General features: G+C 38.9%; 17 protein-coding genes and 1 pseudogene. 2 read left to right on the top strand and 16 right to left on the bottom strand.

The genetic code is table 11. The features are described 5' to 3' along the window. Positions 1 to 93: 93 nt before the first annotated feature. From HU830_RS07530 to HU830_RS09105, 9 genes and pseudogenes are all read right to left on the bottom strand, one after another. The gene (locus HU830_RS07530; RefSeq protein WP_176943151.1) at positions 94 to 909 is read right to left on the bottom strand and encodes a glutamate ABC transporter substrate-binding protein; all 816 of its coding nucleotides are present in this window, start codon (positions 907 to 909) and stop codon (positions 94 to 96) included. Positions 910 to 921: 12 nt separating this feature from the next. Next, a complete protein-coding gene (locus HU830_RS07525; RefSeq protein ID WP_324196345.1) occupies positions 922 to 1,659 on the bottom strand; it encodes an amino acid ABC transporter ATP-binding protein in 738 nt (245 codons plus the stop codon). 351 nt (positions 1,660 to 2,010) lie between these two features. Next, the gene (locus HU830_RS07520) at positions 2,011 to 3,456 is read right to left on the bottom strand and encodes a glycoside hydrolase family 1 protein (protein WP_176943150.1); all 1,446 of its coding nucleotides are present in this window, start codon (positions 3,454 to 3,456) and stop codon (positions 2,011 to 2,013) included. Between the two features lie 30 nt (positions 3,457 to 3,486). Continuing rightward, positions 3,487 to 5,361: a beta-glucoside-specific PTS transporter subunit IIABC gene (locus HU830_RS07515; protein ID WP_176943149.1), complete on the bottom strand. Its 1,875-nt coding sequence runs from the start codon at positions 5,359 to 5,361 to the stop codon at positions 3,487 to 3,489. 92 nt (positions 5,362 to 5,453) lie between these two features. Next, positions 5,454 to 6,296: a BglG family transcription antiterminator LicT gene (gene licT / locus HU830_RS07510; RefSeq protein ID WP_176943148.1), complete on the bottom strand. Its 843-nt coding sequence runs from the start codon at positions 6,294 to 6,296 to the stop codon at positions 5,454 to 5,456. Between the two features lie 1,016 nt (positions 6,297 to 7,312). Next, positions 7,313 to 7,894, bottom strand: coding sequence for an ATP-binding cassette domain-containing protein (locus HU830_RS07505; protein ID WP_176943147.1), 582 nt, complete (start codon positions 7,892 to 7,894; stop codon positions 7,313 to 7,315). Between the two features lie 63 nt (positions 7,895 to 7,957). After that, positions 7,958 to 8,191 carry a helix-turn-helix domain-containing protein gene (locus tag HU830_RS07500; RefSeq protein ID WP_176943146.1) on the bottom strand — a complete coding sequence of 78 codons (234 nt, stop codon included), beginning with the start codon at positions 8,189 to 8,191 and terminating at the stop codon, positions 7,958 to 7,960. Positions 8,192 to 8,525: 334 nt separating this feature from the next. Further along, the gene (locus HU830_RS07495) at positions 8,526 to 8,705 is read right to left on the bottom strand and encodes a hypothetical protein (protein ID WP_176943145.1); all 180 of its coding nucleotides are present in this window, start codon (positions 8,703 to 8,705) and stop codon (positions 8,526 to 8,528) included. A 416-nt stretch (positions 8,706 to 9,121) separates the two neighbouring features. Beyond that, a pseudogene (locus HU830_RS09105) lies at positions 9,122 to 9,387 on the bottom strand (Txe/YoeB family addiction module toxin). Between the two features lie 678 nt (positions 9,388 to 10,065). On the opposite strand from HU830_RS09105, the gene HU830_RS07485 reads away from it, so the two are divergent. After that, complete coding sequence (locus HU830_RS07485; RefSeq protein ID WP_176943144.1) at positions 10,066 to 10,350, top strand: type 1 periplasmic-binding domain-containing protein; 285 nt, start codon at positions 10,066 to 10,068, stop codon at positions 10,348 to 10,350. 41 nt (positions 10,351 to 10,391) lie between these two features. Further along, positions 10,392 to 10,652, top strand: coding sequence for a substrate-binding domain-containing protein (locus tag HU830_RS09225; RefSeq protein ID WP_176943167.1), 261 nt, complete (start codon positions 10,392 to 10,394; stop codon positions 10,650 to 10,652). A gap of 136 nt (positions 10,653 to 10,788) precedes the next feature. Here the strand turns inward: HU830_RS09225 and rplS are convergent, their stop codons facing one another. From rplS to ffh, 7 genes are all read right to left on the bottom strand, one after another. Then, positions 10,789 to 11,139 (bottom strand): 50S ribosomal protein L19, encoded by a 351-nt coding sequence (gene rplS / locus HU830_RS07475; RefSeq protein ID WP_176943143.1) that lies wholly within the window; start codon positions 11,137 to 11,139, stop codon positions 10,789 to 10,791. A gap of 154 nt (positions 11,140 to 11,293) precedes the next feature. Further along, on the bottom strand, positions 11,294 to 12,472 hold the full coding sequence (locus HU830_RS07470) for a multidrug effflux MFS transporter (protein ID WP_176943142.1): 1,179 nt from the start codon (positions 12,470 to 12,472) through the stop codon (positions 11,294 to 11,296). A 55-nt stretch (positions 12,473 to 12,527) separates the two neighbouring features. After that, the gene (gene trmD, locus HU830_RS07465; RefSeq protein WP_176943141.1) at positions 12,528 to 13,274 is read right to left on the bottom strand and encodes a tRNA (guanosine(37)-N1)-methyltransferase TrmD; all 747 of its coding nucleotides are present in this window, start codon (positions 13,272 to 13,274) and stop codon (positions 12,528 to 12,530) included. Then, positions 13,264 to 13,794: a ribosome maturation factor RimM gene (rimM, locus tag HU830_RS07460; protein WP_176943140.1), complete on the bottom strand. Its 531-nt coding sequence runs from the start codon at positions 13,792 to 13,794 to the stop codon at positions 13,264 to 13,266. Before rimM ends, trmD begins: the two co-directional genes overlap by 11 nt. 209 nt (positions 13,795 to 14,003) lie before the next feature. Beyond that, positions 14,004 to 14,258 (bottom strand): KH domain-containing protein, encoded by a 255-nt coding sequence (locus HU830_RS07455; RefSeq protein ID WP_176943139.1) that lies wholly within the window; start codon positions 14,256 to 14,258, stop codon positions 14,004 to 14,006. A gap of 9 nt (positions 14,259 to 14,267) precedes the next feature. Further along, positions 14,268 to 14,546 (bottom strand): 30S ribosomal protein S16, encoded by a 279-nt coding sequence (gene rpsP / locus HU830_RS07450; RefSeq protein WP_176943138.1) that lies wholly within the window; start codon positions 14,544 to 14,546, stop codon positions 14,268 to 14,270. 85 nt (positions 14,547 to 14,631) lie between these two features. Continuing rightward, a complete protein-coding gene (gene ffh, locus HU830_RS07445; protein WP_176943137.1) occupies positions 14,632 to 16,068 on the bottom strand; it encodes a signal recognition particle protein in 1,437 nt (478 codons plus the stop codon). Positions 16,069 to 16,070 lie beyond the last annotated feature (2 nt).

Genomic DNA, 16,070 nt, shown 5'->3' with positions numbered 1-16,070 from the left:
TTAAACTGGCGATCAACGCCAAAACACTCGACAACAAGGTCCAGCCGAAACCAACCAGGAGTTGCGAGCCATAATCCGTAAAAATTTTCAGCATTATTGATACAACTCCTTATAATTAAATCCGGGTACCTTACTAAACCATTTTTTGATGAGGCGATTGTATTCTCCATCCGCCTTCATTTCGTCTATTGCCTGATTAATCGCTGCTTGCAGACCCTTTTGACCTTGATTAACAGCGATTCCATAAGGCTCATAGGTAAAGGTACCCCCGCGAACTTCAAAGCCCGGATTTTGGACAGCTAAGCCGTATAAAATTCCGTTATCCGTGGTCATCGCATCTCCTTGACCTGACTTGAGGGCATTCATGGCTTGGGCATAATCTTGGAGTTCTAAAATATGGGCTTTGGGAGCCACTTTCTTAATATTTTGGACCGAATTAGCCCCGACAACCCCGATCACCGTATGACCATTCAATTGTTTAGCATTTTGAATCGGAGAATTTTTCGGAACTAAAAGAGATTGACCAGCTTTGAAATAAGTTTTGGAAAAATCAACGATCTTTTTTCGATCATCAGTAATCGTGAGGGTGGCGATAATTGCATCAATATTTCCGTTCTTTAAGAGTGGGATCCGCGATTGGGAGGTCACAGTTAGAAAATCGGCATGCGCATCTTTTCCCAAAACCCGTTTAGTAACAGCTTTAGCAACATCAACATCAAACCCCTTTTGTTGACCATCGCGGACATCAGTCAGACCAAATAGCCGCACATCCCCCTTAACACCCCAAGTTAAAGTCTTGGAGGACCGAGCATTGGTTAACGCCGACTGTTGGGAAAGACTTTGTCCACAGCCGCTAAAGACAACTAAACTACATAATAGTAACGGCAACAACCATAGTTTCTTCTTCATACCGCTCGCTCCTTAGTGCGTAATAATCTTACTCAAAAATTGTTGGGCCCGTTCCGTTTGCGGATGCTCAAAGAAACTCTGACTGGAATCATCTTCCACGATTTGGCCATTATCCATAAAAATTACCCGGTTAGCAACTTCTTTAGCAAAGCCCATTTCGTGAGTCACAATTAAAGAGGTCATATCGCTATCGGAAGTAATCGTTTTAATAACTTGCAAAACATCATCAATCATTTCCGGATCAAGTGCTGAAGTTGGTTCATCGAACAAGAGTAATTTTGGCCGCATGGCCAAGGAACGCGCAATCGCTACCCGTTGCTTTTGCCCACCAGAAATCTGCGAAGGCATATTATCTGCCTTGCTTTCTAAGCCAACCATCGTTAAAAGCTTCATCGCCCGTTCGCGATTTTCCGCTTCGGGAACATGACTAACAATTCGAGGAGCTAACATAATATTTTCCAAAACACTTTTATTCGCGTATAAATTAAAATGTTGAAAGACCATCCCCACATCCCGTCGCAAAACATTGAGGTTTGTCTTTGGATCAGATAAGTCATGATTATTAACAATCAACTGTCCTTCCTGAATCGACTCCAATCCGTTCACCGTGCGCACTAAGGTACTTTTACCAGAACCTGAAGGTCCGATTAAGACGACGGTCTCACCCTTATCGATCTCCAGATTAATATCCGTCAAAGCGTGAAACTGACCATAATATTTCTGAACATCATGGAATTCGATCATTGACATTGTTTTCACTCCCTAAAATATTTAAATTAATTTAGATTTAAATGGTTTTTCAACACTCAAATTTATAACATTAAAAAAAGCAAATTAAATCTAATAACAAACATTATACCACTAGATAAGAATCTCTGACAATAATTTCTAGGAATATTTTTTGAATTCAACTCATAAATTAGTGTTCTCTAATTTAGCATCATTTAATAAGATAGCGATAACATATCTTGATTCTGGCTTTTTCTGCCTTCATAAAAAAGCTATCTGGGTTTGTCAATTCTGTATTTTTATAAGAAAAAAACACTTCGCATTTCCCGGATTAATTAAAGGAAATCTCGAAATGTTTATTTAGGAAAAATTTTAAATCTCTGCTCCATTGCTGGCAATAACTCTTTGATACCAATCAAAGGAAGCCTTTTTATAACGTCTACCACTACCTTGCCCTTGGTCATCTAAATCAACATAGATAAAGCCGTAACGTTTAGACATTTGCCCCGTGGAGGCACTGACCAAATCAATGCAACCCCAAGGAGTGTAACCCATTAAATTGACGCCATCACTAATTGCTCCACGCAAAGCTTCGATATGGGAACGAAGATATTTAATGCGATAATCATCTTGAACAAGATGTTGCGCATCAGGATGATCAACGGCTCCCAGACCATTTTCGACGACAAAGACTGGTTTTTCATAGCGATCATTTAATTCATTCAAGGCAATCCGTAGACCCATGGGATCAATCTGCCATCCCCAAGCACTTGCTTCTAGGAAAGGATTGGCGACTCCGTGAACCAAATTCCCGTTGACTTTTGCTAAATCTGGATCAGTAACATTAATCGCACTAGACATATAATAGGAAAAACCAATGTAGTCAACTGGATTAGCAGCTAAAGTCTGCAAATCTGTCGCGGTAATTTCTAGATCATCATAATTAACCCCATAACTTTGCATCAAGGAACGCGTATAACTAGGATAGTGTCCCCGGACTTGGACATCTCCACAAAATTGATTCATCGCCTGATTTTCTTTCAAAGCTGCTAACTGGTTAACTGGATTGGCATCATAAGCATAAGTTGTTGCATAAAGTAACATGCAGCCGATCATTAAATCTCGCCGCTGTTGATGAGCATAAGCTACTGCTTGCGCGCCGGCCACAAATTGATTGTGCCAAGCTTGATAACGATTAACCATCGCATCGGCTCCCTGAGCAGCCACTAGTCCCTGCCCCATTACGGGAATATTCAAAGCAGAATTGATTTCATTGAAAGTCATCCAATACTTAACTTGCGGGGCATAACGCTGCAGCACAACTCGAGCGTAACGATCAAAAAATTCAATCAACTGTCGGTTTTTCCAACCACCATATTTGGTAACCAAATTTAAAGGCATTTCATAGTGACTCAGAGTAATTACCGGTTCAATTTGATATCTCAAGCATTCCGCAATCACCTGATCATAGAATTGAAGTCCTTTTTCATTCGGACTAGTTTCATCACCTTGTGGAAAGATTCGCGACCAAGCAATCGAGAAACGGTAACACTTAAAACCCATCTCCGCAAATAAAGCAATATCTTCCTTGAAATGGTGATAGTGATCAATCCCTCGATGATTCGGATATGAATACTTGTTTGAATCAATTTGCCAGTTAAAATCTGGTTGATTGACAATTTTAAACCGGTCTTGACCTCCAGGTAAAGCATCAGCAATGGATAGGCCCTTCCCAGCAGTTTGATAAGCACCTTCCAATTGGTTAGCGGCGGTCGCACCACCCCAAAGAAAATTGTCAGGAAATTTAGTTGGGATCATTAATAATTCCTTTCTAGCTCGTTAGAGACTTTAAATTACATACAAGGCTACATCTTTAATTATAACGCTTTCAGCAGTTGTTGGCACGATATCAATGAAGTCCGGGGTATTAGTCACAACTACAATAGTTATTGGATCATAACCAGCAGCTTTAATGGCTGATAAATCAGCCTCGAGAAGTAAATCTCCCGTTTGGAAATAATCACCGACTTGAACATTTGTCTTATAGGGCTTGCCTTGTAACTCAACGGTATTTAACCCTACGTGAATTAACAGCTCAATTCCTGTATCACTCGTCAATCCTACCGCATGCTTGGTTGGGAGAATCGTCGTTACTTGACCGTTAAAGGGTGCATAAATCTTCGAATCTTGTGGTTGAATAGCAATTCCCAACCCTAAAATTCCTTCCGCAAAAGTCGCATCAGCGACTTTATTTAAAGGACTGACCAGACCAGCCACGGGGCTGTAAACTTTCTGAGTTACTTGTGAACCACTAGCAGGTGTTTGTTTAACAGTTGCTTGATCAGTAATCGAATCCAGCGCCTTCGGCTCAGTAAAGCCAAAAGCTAAAGTTACGATAAAAGTCAAAACTAGCGCTAAAGCAGCCGCAATAAGTGCTGAAATAAAGTTTTGCGGAATTGTATGATTGATAAATTGGGGTAAAGCTAAGAGCGATGGTGAAGCAAAAGCAAAGGCCCGGACATTAAAGATTCCCATGACCAAACCAGCTATTCCTCCACTAACCATGGCGGCATAGAGCGGACGCCGATACTTTAAGGTAACCCCATATAGAGCAGGTTCAGTTACCCCCGCTAAGAGGGCTGAGATTCCGGCAGCAGTGGCTACTTGTTTAGTTTCTTTATTTTTGGCTTTAACAGCTACTGCTAAACTAGCAGCCCCTTGAGCTACATTAGCTATTAACATAGCCGGTAAGATTAAAGAATCTGGATGCGCAATACTAGCTGTTAAAAATAACGGTGCAAAGGCCCAGTGCATTCCGGTCATCACAATTAAAGGCATTAAGGCGGCCATCAAAGCCATCGTCAACCAACTGGCTTTACTTTGGATCAATAAAACTAACCAAGATAAGAAGTTTCCAGCATAACTACCCAAAGGTCCAATCACTACTAAAGCCAAGACCCCCACGATAAAAATTTCCAGAAGAGGCTTTATGATACTTTTGAGACTGACTGGACAAACTTTATCCAAGCCCAATTCAACGTACTTCATGGCCCAAACAACCATTAAAATCGGGATTACCGAACTACTGTAAGTAGCTAAAGTCACGGGTAACCCCATTAAACTAGCAGGTTTAGCTGCTTGGACTAAAGCCGTATAGTTAGGGTGCAACATGATTCCCGCAACTGTCACTGCTAACATCGGATTAACCTTAAAGTATTTAGCAGCCGTAAAAGCTAATTCAACTGGTAAAAAGTAAAAGGGGGCATCCCCAAAGGCGCTCAACAAGCTATAAGTAGTTGTTTTAGTACTTAACCAACCCATGGTTGTTAAAACAATGATGATCACTTTGATCATCCCCCCACCAATTAAGGCGGGAATTAACGGGGACATGCAGGCACTGATAAAATCAGCAAAACGATCAAAAATTTTCTTTTTTTCCTTAGTCTGCGTTGAATTGTCAATCCTCTTTTCCTCGGAAAAATCCCATAATTTACTTAAGGCCGTATAATAATCGGAAACGGCATTACCAATAATTACTTGATATTGACCATTTTGATGATTGACTCCTAAAACTCCCGGAATTGCCTTAACCTGCTCATCGTCTACAATACTTTCATCTTTTAGTTGAAAGCGAAGCCGCGTAACACAATGCGTCAAACTTTTAACATTAGCTGCTTGCCCCACAGCATCATAAATTTGTTGGACCGATTCTTGAATTTTCATTCTTTAAACTCCTTACTTGAAGATTAAAAAAGACCCAGCTCTTCTTGCAAATAGAAGAACTAGGTCATGCGCACTTTTTTTATGCTAACACCCTATAAATTTTTAACTAAGCGATTAATATGAACAGTTAAATATAATAATTCTGAACGATTAATTGCGAAATGGTACTTTTGTTGAACCAAAGTTTGGATTTGTAAAGCACAGGCATATGCTTGAGCATAGCGTTCCTGTAAGATGGTCAAAAGAGTCTCGTCTTCATCATCATCGTAGTGTTTGTGTAACAGAATTCGTTGCGCAAAAAACTTGAGGTGGGTAATAAAGCGATAGTAATTTAATGATTGCTCATCAAACTCCGTATGGAAATAATTTTTGACTAAATCTTCGACTTCTTTGATAATCGTTGTGACTTCTAAAGCTAAATTTTGTTCGGCTGGGGAGCTAGCTTCTGCATTGACAAAATGAAGAGCAATAAAAGCCACCTCATCCTCAACTAATTGCACTCTCAATTGTTCTTGAATGACGGTCAAAGCTTTTTGACCGACAGCAAATTCTTCCGGATAAAAGCGAGCAATATCCCACTTCAATGGATTATGCAAATTAATCCCTTCTTGCTGGCGCTCTACGGCAAGATGTAAGTGATCCGTTAAATTGACATAAATAATTTCATCCAATTGTTTGCCGAGCTTCATCTTCGCGTAATTAATAATTCTTTCGGCAACTTCGACTTGTTCGAGAGGAACATCCAACATTAAATCTGTGAATTTATTCATCGTAGCCGGATTTTTCAACAAGAAAGTTTTTTCTACCTTATCTAAATTAACTTCTTGATTCCGTTTTTTACCGAAAGTAATTCCCGGGCCTAACAACAAGACTTCTGCTCCAGCGTGATTGGTCGAAATCGCTGCGTTGCTATTTAAAACTCGTTTAATTTTCAATCAATCACCACTTTTCTGAATCAAAAATAAAAAGACTTACCCACAGATTATTGTGAATAAGTCATGCTCAATTACTTGATAACACCTTATTTAAAAAAATACTATTAATCTCATTGCACCTGCTTGCCCGTAGCAATCACATTGCAACCGTTTTTATATTAGCACCCACGATATTATCTGTCAATTGTATTTTTTTGAAAAAATGCTAAATTTCGGCAATCTAAATTAGACTCTATTTTAAATATTTCTTCGCCGAAAGACCAGCGAACCTAACAATAGAAACAACTCCAGATAGATTAAATAACAGATACTTATAGCAGTTAAATCCAGCCGAGTTAGTTTAGATAAGTGGGGGTTAACTAATTGCGCTCCCAAATTAGGCATATTCAAAGGTTCCCACTTGAACCAAAGATGTTTGGCTTATACATCATTTCTCCAAAAACTGTTCCCACTAAATAAGTAAACAATCCTGTTGTTAAGGCTAAAGTGGGACTTTTAAACCCGGTTGTTAAACAAAGAATAAAGCTAATAATTAAAAGTACAACCAAGAAATTACTCAATAAATCTCTCAGCCAAATATGGTCTAAACTTGGTCCAGAATTCCTTTGCAAAATCAGAGATAATCGTCGTGGTAGAAAGAAAGTCTTCAAACCAAAGCTAATTTCCCCACTAACAAGATATCATCTCAAACAACTAATAAATAGGGTTAACCACTTACTAATTAAAACCTGAGTATAAGAATGCTGACGATATAACAAGGCCTTCAAGATCCCCGTCTGTATTTCTTGAACAATTATCGTACTGCCTAGAGCAATTAAATATAAGTCAAGCAAGGTTGAAGCGTAAAAATTATTTTCTAAAGCACCTCGAGGATTTAAACTTTGGGGATTATAGCGCGTATAAAGCGCAATTTCTGTTTAGAAAATAAGTAAGGTTAAGAAGAATAATCGTTGACTTGGACGTTTCAATAATTTATATAGTTCTTGTTTAACCAAAAGAAACATGTCTGACCTCCTTTACTTTCCCTGGACCTGAAGAAGATCTAATAGGGATGTCTCCAGATCTCCTCGAATTTGATGAATATCTAAAATTTTAATTTGCTGGTCCAGTAAGCTTTGAAATAATTGATTAGAAGGAAGCGGTTCATCTAGAATTACTAATTGCGGTTGATTAACTAAAGCCAAGGCTAAGCCCAACTTTTGTTTCATTCCCAAAGAATAGCCTTTACTTTTTTGATCGATATAGTTTTCTAAATGTAACTGATAAATAATTCTGGAAACTCGTTGTTTACGATGAGGACCACTGGCAAACATCTGCAATTGCTCACGTCCAGTTAGACTCGGTTGCTCAATCAATGCTCCTACCCTCTTAAGGGCTCGATGGTTCTGTTGACAAACTGGAGTGCCCGCAACTTTAATAGTCCCCGTACAATGAATAAGTCCCAAAATGGCCTTCATCAAAGTGGTTTTTCCCGCCCCATTTGCGCCAACTAAACCTACGATCTGCCCACTAGTCATCGCAAAAGTTACTTTTTTCAAAATTGAATGTGAACCATAATTTTTCGTAACTCCCTCGACCTGTAAAATTTTTTGTTCCAAGAAAAATCCCTCCTATTGTGATGACTCCGAAAAGGTCCAACCTTTGGGAGTCATTACAAGGGACTATTTTTGTGTTTCGATTTGCTCTGAATCCAGTTCTATCAACTCATCTAAAACTTGCCCAGGAGTTTTTTCTAGGGCAGTAGCGATGGCAGTTAGTGTCTTGACTGTGACGCCCGCTAGACCTCGGGGGCTTTCGACCGTAGACTGCAAACTTGACTGAGTTATCCCCGTTTTTTTGCTAATCTGATATCTGGTAATCTGATTCAATTCAAGATACTTTTGTAAAGTTGACATAAAATTTTCCCCTAATTAAATAAATTTATAATGCTCAATATCAATGTTGCAATACTTAACGCTAAAATATCTAAGTATTACTAGTCTTTTTTCATATTATAATGAGTATACACAAACAGAGGCAGTGCCCTTTGAAAATTATTATTTAAGACTGCTTATAAAGTTGCTACTAAATTAATCATTACTGCGATTAGTAATAGTCGGTTAGTTGTTTCTTTCTTGTCAGTTTTTTTTGATGGTTGTGTTTACTCACCATCTCTCTAAAATTAACCTAACACCTTATAACGTGGTACTTGCCAATAGATACGGAAATTAAATCAAAAAATCTAATCTTTTAGCTATTTTTAAACTCTATTGATCTTTTCTTTATCAAGCCACTAAACTCGCTTAGATCTTCTAGGGTTGCTGCTTTTTTTATAAAACTGCGAGCCCGTGATCTATCTGAAAGATATTTTGCTCGTGCTTTGTTCTTCTCCTGCCAGCGCTTGTTGGCTTCAGTTTGTTTATTTGTCATACTAAATCCTCCGTAAAATTATTCTAAGAATTATACCAACTATGATTGCTAGTAAAATTAGTAAAAGATATTTAGTAAGTTGGTGATTAGATTTTTTCATGATAGCATTGAACATACAGCAATAAGCAAGGCTTTTTGTCTTGCTTATGTCTAAAACTCACTTGTGAAAGATTAGCTTGAGTAAACATTTTGTCTGGTAGTCAGCTGGATATGCCCAAGCAACTATTGCAGTTCATTCTGCAATTTCTAAGGTTATCTCTTTACTAGTGAGTTTTTTCTTTCGCTGTCTGTTTAAACTTCTCACCTCCTCTCTATATTTAGATAATGTTATGCGTAGTATAAAATATCAATAGATTATTGAAATTAATCCCAAAAAATACCGCCATATTAGGCGGCCGGATTGCTTGTTCTTTGACCTATTCATAATGACTCCATGCTGCATAAACATAGACTTTTTTTGATATCTCATCTACACGATAAACTACTCGATGTTGTGCATTTAATCGTCTTGAATATAATCCTCGACTAATTGGCTATAACTTTTCAAATGACTGCGTTGGTTGATAGGAATCTTCTTTAAGAGCAATGACTGTTTTTAAAAATTAATTTTTTGGATTTTATTTTTTAGCTTTTTCAGATCGCTTTTGGCAGAATTTTTAATCTCAACTTGATAACTACTCATAGATTATCCCAATCAAGTTCATCAACATTAGTAAAGCCACTTTTATCATTTTCACGTTCATGAACTCTAGCCAATGTGCCGTTATTTTCTAGACATAGTGTTTCAGCAATTGAATCCCAATCTTTTTTAGAAATAATGATTGCTGTCTGATTCTCATCGCCATTAGCTGGTGTGATAGTAACTGGTTTTTTTGCTCATTAATATCTTTCAAAATTTGGTAAAAGTTTTGACGTGCTTTTGTGGGGGAATAATTTTCCATTTCGATCACCTCTAAACAGATTATAACGTACATTATGATTTACATCATTTTACCAAATAATTAGTATTGAATCTGTACTTTTTAGCAAACGGTGTACGACTTTAATATAGGTGGAATCCAATAGATCCTAATGGCTCTTTTTAGAGATTTTAAAATTATCAATTAATTATCATCTGTATCTTGATAGTCAAACAAAAACGTGAGAACAGCTGAAAGAACATAGGTTATAAAAATTCCTATTACAAAAAGAACAAATCCTTGGCCAACAAAGACCGGTAAAGTTAAGATACTTGGAATCACCGAAGCTGAGGCACTAGCACCGGAGATTCCAATAATTGCGACCGAGATTGTAGCAATTACAAATTTTTTTTATATTTTAAAGTGACACCGTAAATCGAAGGCTCGGTGATTCCAAAAAAGTGAATTTAAATCCAACTATTCACTACATTTGCATTGATCGAGAACCTATTCAACATTCTGATACCGTATTTATTTCTTCCAATCATCATCAGGAAGCCTTTGAAGCAACGGAAGAACTCTTTAACTCAGGAGTAAAATTTCCCCTAATTATTCACTATGATAGAGAATCAACTTCTTCTAAAGAACGAAAAAAAGGATTTAAGGATGCTCTACGAAAAAATAACCTTATTTTTGATAACAAAAAAATGAACTTATCTTTAATCCTCAAGAAACACCCTTGTTGAGTTATTAAAACAAGCTCTTTCCCTTCATCCAGATATAGACTATCTTCGCGATTAACGACAACATTGCACTCGATCTACTAGAAACTTTACCTACTTTAAAAAAATCCATTCCATCAGATATTAAAGTAATCGGTTTTGATGATAGTTCAATAGCCAGACACTGTTACCCTAAACTTTCTTCTGTTCGCCAAGATACACAAAAAATTGCTGATTTAGCAGTGGCTTCGCTAATCAATCGCATCGATCAAGTTCACAAAAATATCGAACCGGTAAAATTAATTGTTCGTGCTTCAACCTCTTAATATTTAATTTAACCTGGAAAATTTTTCTGATGATAATCATTGGAATCAGAGAAAATAATTTACCCCACAGAAAAACCCTTGCTGATCAGCAAGGGTTTTTAGTAGTCTTTGAAAAATTAGACTTAATTGAAAATTCTTAACGGCGCTTTTCTGGAATCCGAGCTGCCTTACCACGTAATGAACGTAAGTAGTACAACTTAGCCCGACGAACACGACCATGACGAATAACTTCAATTTGAGAAACACGAGGTGAATGTAATGGGAAAGTTCTTTCCACACCAACACCACTACTAATCTTACGAACAGTATAAGTGGCACTAATTCCGGTTCCCCGGCGCTTGATTACAACACCTTCGAACAACTGAATCCGTTCCCGACTACCTTCAACAACTTTCGCATGAATACGAACGGTGTCTCCAGCACGGAAATCAGGAATATCATCACGCAATTGTGACTTAGTAACTGCATCAATTAATGGGCTTTGCATAAGAGCCCCTCCTTTAGACTGATACTCATGTAAATCGAAATATTACAGCGGAATATCGTTGAATTTTTAACATACAAGTTAGATGATAACACAATCTCCAAATTCTCACAATTGCTTATTATTTTTTTCAAAAAGAAACTTTAGGCTGCTGACTTTAAGATAGACTATTCTTTGGAAGAAGAAAATAAATTCCAATTCCTATTAACCAAGCTCCTAGAATTAGCCCAATCATCGGCAGCGGAGAGTGGCTGTTAAAGCCCCCCACTAAAGGAGTGGCCAAGCCGCCGATAATATTGGTAACCAAACCGATTAAAGCCGAGGCTCCTCCGGCTTGTTGACCCTTTAAATTCATCGCTTGTGCTGTCGCCGCGGTATTGACGATTCCAATTACCAACATCATTAAGAAAAGACCGCTAATTAGAATATAGGCTTGGGGTTGCACTAGCATCAATCCGAAGGTCAATCCGGCTACTCCTAAACCAGCAATCAAAGTTCTGCGCAAAAGCACTTCTTCAGAAATTTTATTTACCAACTGGCCAACTAAATTACTGCCTAAAACAATTCCCAGCCCATTAAAAGCATAGAGTAAACTAAATGCTTGGGGTGAAAAATGATAGATCCCCTGAAAAATGAAGGTTGAACCAGCAATATAAATGAATAGACCGCCTAAAATAAATCCTTGAGTTAAGACATAATTCATAAATTGACGATCGCCCGCCAGACTTCCCAGATCACGAAAAGCTTGCTTTAGATTAGCTTGCCGCCGTTGTAAAGGGAGACTTTCTGGCAGTAGATAGCAGATCCCCAAGAATAAGACCAAGCCGAGGAGTCCCAGAAAGGCAAAAACCCCCTGCCAGGGAGTAAAGTGAATAATTACTCCTCCTAAAATAGGGGCAATAATTGGAAACAAGCCATTAATCGCCATCAAGACCCCAATGAAACGGGACAATTTTGCTCCCGAGAATTGGTCACGTGCAATCGACCGCGCAAGAACTTGACCAGCGGAACCACCTAAACCTTGAATAAAACGCAAAGTAATTAAAATTTCGATTCGGGGTACCAAAATCATCACTCCAGAAGTCAGAGCATAGATAAAAACACCCACCAGTAGAGGTTTTCGCCGGCCAAAATGATCACTTAAAGGTCCAATAAAAATTTGGCCTAAAGCTAGCCCCAAAAGGCAGGCCGTAATTGATAACTGGGCTCCTGCTTGACTAGTATGGAGGTCAGCTTGCAAAGCGGGGAGTGCCGGTAAATACATATCCATCGACAGTGGTCCAAAGGCACTCAAGGTTCCGAGTAAAAAAATCAATATTTTTCGATGTCTAGTCATTGGCTCTACCTTTATTTATCAATCCAACTTTAAAAATCTTGGAGCTCAAATTTACTTAAAGTTCTGTTTCAGCTTCTTTTTCCTTGGCCAACCGTTCTAAGAATTCTTGATCAGCCGAGGTTAAATCAACCTGTTCTAAGAGATCAGGACGTGCAAAATAAGTTTTGCGAAGCGCCTGTTCGTGGCGCCATTGAGCAATTTTAGGATGATTTCCACTTCGTAAAATCTCTGGAACAGTTTGCCCCCGATATTCTACGGGCCTTGTATATTGGGGATACTCTAATAAGCCTTGCGCAAAAGAATCCGTGTAGGCAGAAGTTCCGTTCCCTAATATTCCTGGAATAAAGCGCGCGGTAGCATCAATCATCATCATGGCCGCCATTTCTCCACCGGTAAGAACAAAATCACCAATTGATAATTTATCCGTTGCCAAAGCCTCAATCCGGTGATCAAAGCCTTCATAGTGACCACAAATAAAGACTAAGTGTTCTTCTTGCGCTAACTCTTGGGCCACTTCCTGATCGAACTTTCTTCCTGCTGGATCTAAGAGGATGACTCTTTTAGGCTCCCCATCTTGAGCATTGATGGCATCTAAAGCTCGATAAATTGGCTGGGGTTGTAAGAGCATCCCTGCTCCCCCACCATAAGGCGTATCATCAACATGATGATGCTTATCATCGGAATATTGACGAAAATCACAGAGATTAATTTTCAAAAGTTGCTTAGCTTGCGCCTTTCCCAAGAGAGATTCATCTAGTGGAGCAAACATTTTAGGAAACAAGGTTAGAATATCAATCTTCATCGATCAACCCCGCTGGTAGGGCGACTTGTGCGGTTTGTTCTTGGACATCAACCTGCAACAAAACAGTCGGTAAAATCGGAATCAAAATTTCTGAACCCACTTGATCTTGAACTACCCAAACATCATTCGGACCTAAGGCCATAATATCTTGCACCTTTCCTAGATAGCCTCGTTTTTGGTCGTAAACGGTAATCCCTAAAATCTGATGATAATAGTATTGTTTTTCTGATAAAGGCGGTAAATCAGCTTGAACAATCATTAATTCCCAATTCTTGTACTTTTCAGCCGTTGTCAAATCGGTGATTTGATTTAACTGAACTAGCCAAAATTTCAACTGTGGCCGCGCTTTTTGGACCTCGACAGGTAAATAAGTCGAACCTTGTGGTTGATGTAAATATAATCGCGTTTGGGGGGCAAAACGTTCTTGAGGAGAATCAGTAATTACCTGAATCTTCAATTCGCCCTTTAAACCATGTGTATTAATAATTCGCCCCACACGTAAATAATTTTCTTGTTTCATAACTTGTAAACATCCTTATACTTAACAAAGTTAACCATTGCTAAAATTTGCCAAACGGTTAACTAACTAAAAAAATAGGTGAATGAAAACCAAAATTTTCATTCACCTATCCATAAATTAGCTAGAACTGTTTAGCTTTAAAGCGTAACTTCGTAATTCTTATGTTCAGCAAACACTAAAACTACAGTTCTATTTTATTGATTATTAAATTAGGCTTCTGCTTGGGGAATGATATTTAGCTTAATTCGAGATTGATTATCTCGATTCTGCGAATAAATAATCGTCCGAATTGCCTGGGCCACTCGACCTTGCTTCCCGATAATTCGCCCCGCATCCGCCACACTTAGATACAAATCGTAGGTGAGACAATCGGGACTAGTCTTAACCTCAACACGCACCTGATCCGTATCTTGAACAAGTGGCTTAACAATCGTTTGCAGTAAATTAGGAATATCTCTTTCCATGAATAATGACTACTTAGCTTTCTTAGCCAATTTAGCTTCATGAAATTGCTTCATAATTCCCTGTTTTTGCATGAGATTGCGAACAGTGTCTGATGGTTGAGCACCCTTGCTTAACCAATCCAAAGCAGCTTCAGCATCAATCTTAATTTGTTCACTTCGTAATGGGTTGTAATAACCAATTTCTTGGATAAAACGTCCATCACGTGGAGAGCGAGAATCAGCAACTACGATTCGGTAAAAAGGGCGCTTCTTGCTACCCATCCGACGCATTCTAATCTTAACAGCCATAAATAAATTCCTCCAAAATCAATTCTTAATAAACGTTATTATACTGAATTTCGAAAACTGTGTAAAGTGTTTTTTCTTTACACGGTTAAGATTTAAATCTTTTTACTTTCTTCAAGCGCTTTTTCTTGCGTTTTTTCGTTCGGCGAACCATAGAGCCCATCGCCATCTTTCCCAATTTTCCAGAAATTCCGTTGCCCATCATTTGTTCCATCCCATTAAGGTTACCCTTGGACATCTTTTGCATCATTGTTTGCATTTGCTTAAATTGCTTAATCATCCGATTAACTTCGACAATCGGACGCCCAGCACCGGCAGCAATTCTCCGGCGACGGGAAGGGTTCAATAAATCTGGCTCTTGCCGCTCTTGCAGAGTCATGGAATAAACGATTGCTTTCAGGTGCTCCAAATCTTGGGGATCCATTTGGGCATTTTTTAAAGCTGGATTATTCGCCATACCGGGAATCATCTTCATGATTTCATCCATTGGTCCCATCTTTTGGACTTGTTGGAGTTGATCGACAAAATCATTGAAATCAAAACTATTCTCTTGCATCTTACGCGTTAAGGTTTCGGCCTGTTGCGCGTCATAATCTTTTTCAGCTTTTTCGATCAGGGTCATCATATCGCCCATGCCCAAAATCCGGTTAGCCATCCGATCTGGATGGAAGACCTCTAGAGCCGCTAACTTTTCCCCAGAACCAATAAATTTAATCGGCTTCCCGGTAACCGCGCGAATTGACAAGGCGGCTCCACCACGGGTATCACCATCCAATTTGGTTAAGATTACCCCAGTAATATCCAGTTGCTCATTAAATCCTTCTGCGACGTGGGTAGCTGCCTGCCCCGTCATGGAATCAACGACTAACAAGATTTCATTGGGTTGAGCCAAGTCTTTTATTCGACGAAGTTCGTCCATTAACTGCGTGTCAATTTCCAAACGTCCAGCTGTATCAATCAAGACATAGTCATTTTTTTGTTCTCGAGCTTGCGTTAAACCATGTTCGACAATCGTTACCGGATCAACTTGGGTTCCTTCATCGTAAACCGGGACTTGCAGTTGTTGACCAATAGTCTGTAACTGCTCAATCGCTGCGGGCCGATAAACATCGGCCGCAATTAACAAAGGTCGGGCCTTTTGTTCAGTTTGTAAATAATGGACTAATTTTCCCGCCGAAGTCGTTTTTCCGGCCCCTTGAAGACCAACCATCATAATGATTGTCGGAATTTTAGGAGCGTTATTTAAGGCAACGGCCGTTGTCCCCATCACTTTAGTTAATTCTTCATTAACAATTTTGATTACTTGTTGAGCAGGAGTTAAGCTTTCAAGAACTTCACTCCCAACAGCTCGTTCACGGACGGTTTTAATAAAGGTCTTGGTTACGTCAAAGTTAACATCGGCTTCCAGCAAGGCCAATCGAACCTCACGCATCATTTCCCGAACGTCAGCTTCAGTAACCTTACCTTTACCACGTAATTTTGAAAATGTTTTTTGCAGGCGTTCACTTAATCCTTCAAAGGCCATGA

It is taken from the genome of Bombilactobacillus apium (assembly GCF_013385145.1).
Taxonomy (GTDB): domain Bacteria; phylum Bacillota; class Bacilli; order Lactobacillales; family Lactobacillaceae; genus Bombilactobacillus; species Bombilactobacillus apium.
Note: the sequence above shows the minus strand (reverse complement) of the source record. Positions and strands in the feature narration are given on the sequence as shown.

Coding starts and splice junctions, on each gene's coding strand:
- rimM (WP_176943140.1), bottom strand. CDS start 13,794: ATGAAACAAGAAAATTATTTACGTGTGGGGCGAATTATTAATACACAT.
- HU830_RS07520 (WP_176943150.1), bottom strand. CDS start 3,456: ATGATCCCAACTAAATTTCCTGACAATTTTCTTTGGGGTGGTGCGACC.
- ffh (WP_176943137.1), bottom strand. CDS start 16,068: ATGGCCTTTGAAGGATTAAGTGAACGCCTGCAAAAAACATTTTCAAAA.
- rplS (WP_176943143.1), bottom strand. CDS start 11,139: ATGCAAAGCCCATTAATTGATGCAGTTACTAAGTCACAATTGCGTGAT.
- HU830_RS07530 (WP_176943151.1), bottom strand. CDS start 909: ATGAAGAAGAAACTATGGTTGTTGCCGTTACTATTATGTAGTTTAGTT.
- trmD (WP_176943141.1), bottom strand. CDS start 13,274: ATGAAGATTGATATTCTAACCTTGTTTCCTAAAATGTTTGCTCCACTA.
- HU830_RS07470 (WP_176943142.1), bottom strand. CDS start 12,472: ATGACTAGACATCGAAAAATATTGATTTTTTTACTCGGAACCTTGAGT.
- HU830_RS07515 (WP_176943149.1), bottom strand. CDS start 5,361: ATGAAAATTCAAGAATCGGTCCAACAAATTTATGATGCTGTGGGGCAA.
- HU830_RS07495 (WP_176943145.1), bottom strand. CDS start 8,705: ATGACAAATAAACAAACTGAAGCCAACAAGCGCTGGCAGGAGAAGAAC.
- rpsP (WP_176943138.1), bottom strand. CDS start 14,546: ATGGCTGTTAAGATTAGAATGCGTCGGATGGGTAGCAAGAAGCGCCCT.
- HU830_RS07455 (WP_176943139.1), bottom strand. CDS start 14,258: ATGGAAAGAGATATTCCTAATTTACTGCAAACGATTGTTAAGCCACTT.
- HU830_RS07525 (WP_324196345.1), bottom strand. CDS start 1,659: ATGTCAATGATCGAATTCCATGATGTTCAGAAATATTATGGTCAGTTT.
- HU830_RS07500 (WP_176943146.1), bottom strand. CDS start 8,191: ATGTCAACTTTACAAAAGTATCTTGAATTGAATCAGATTACCAGATAT.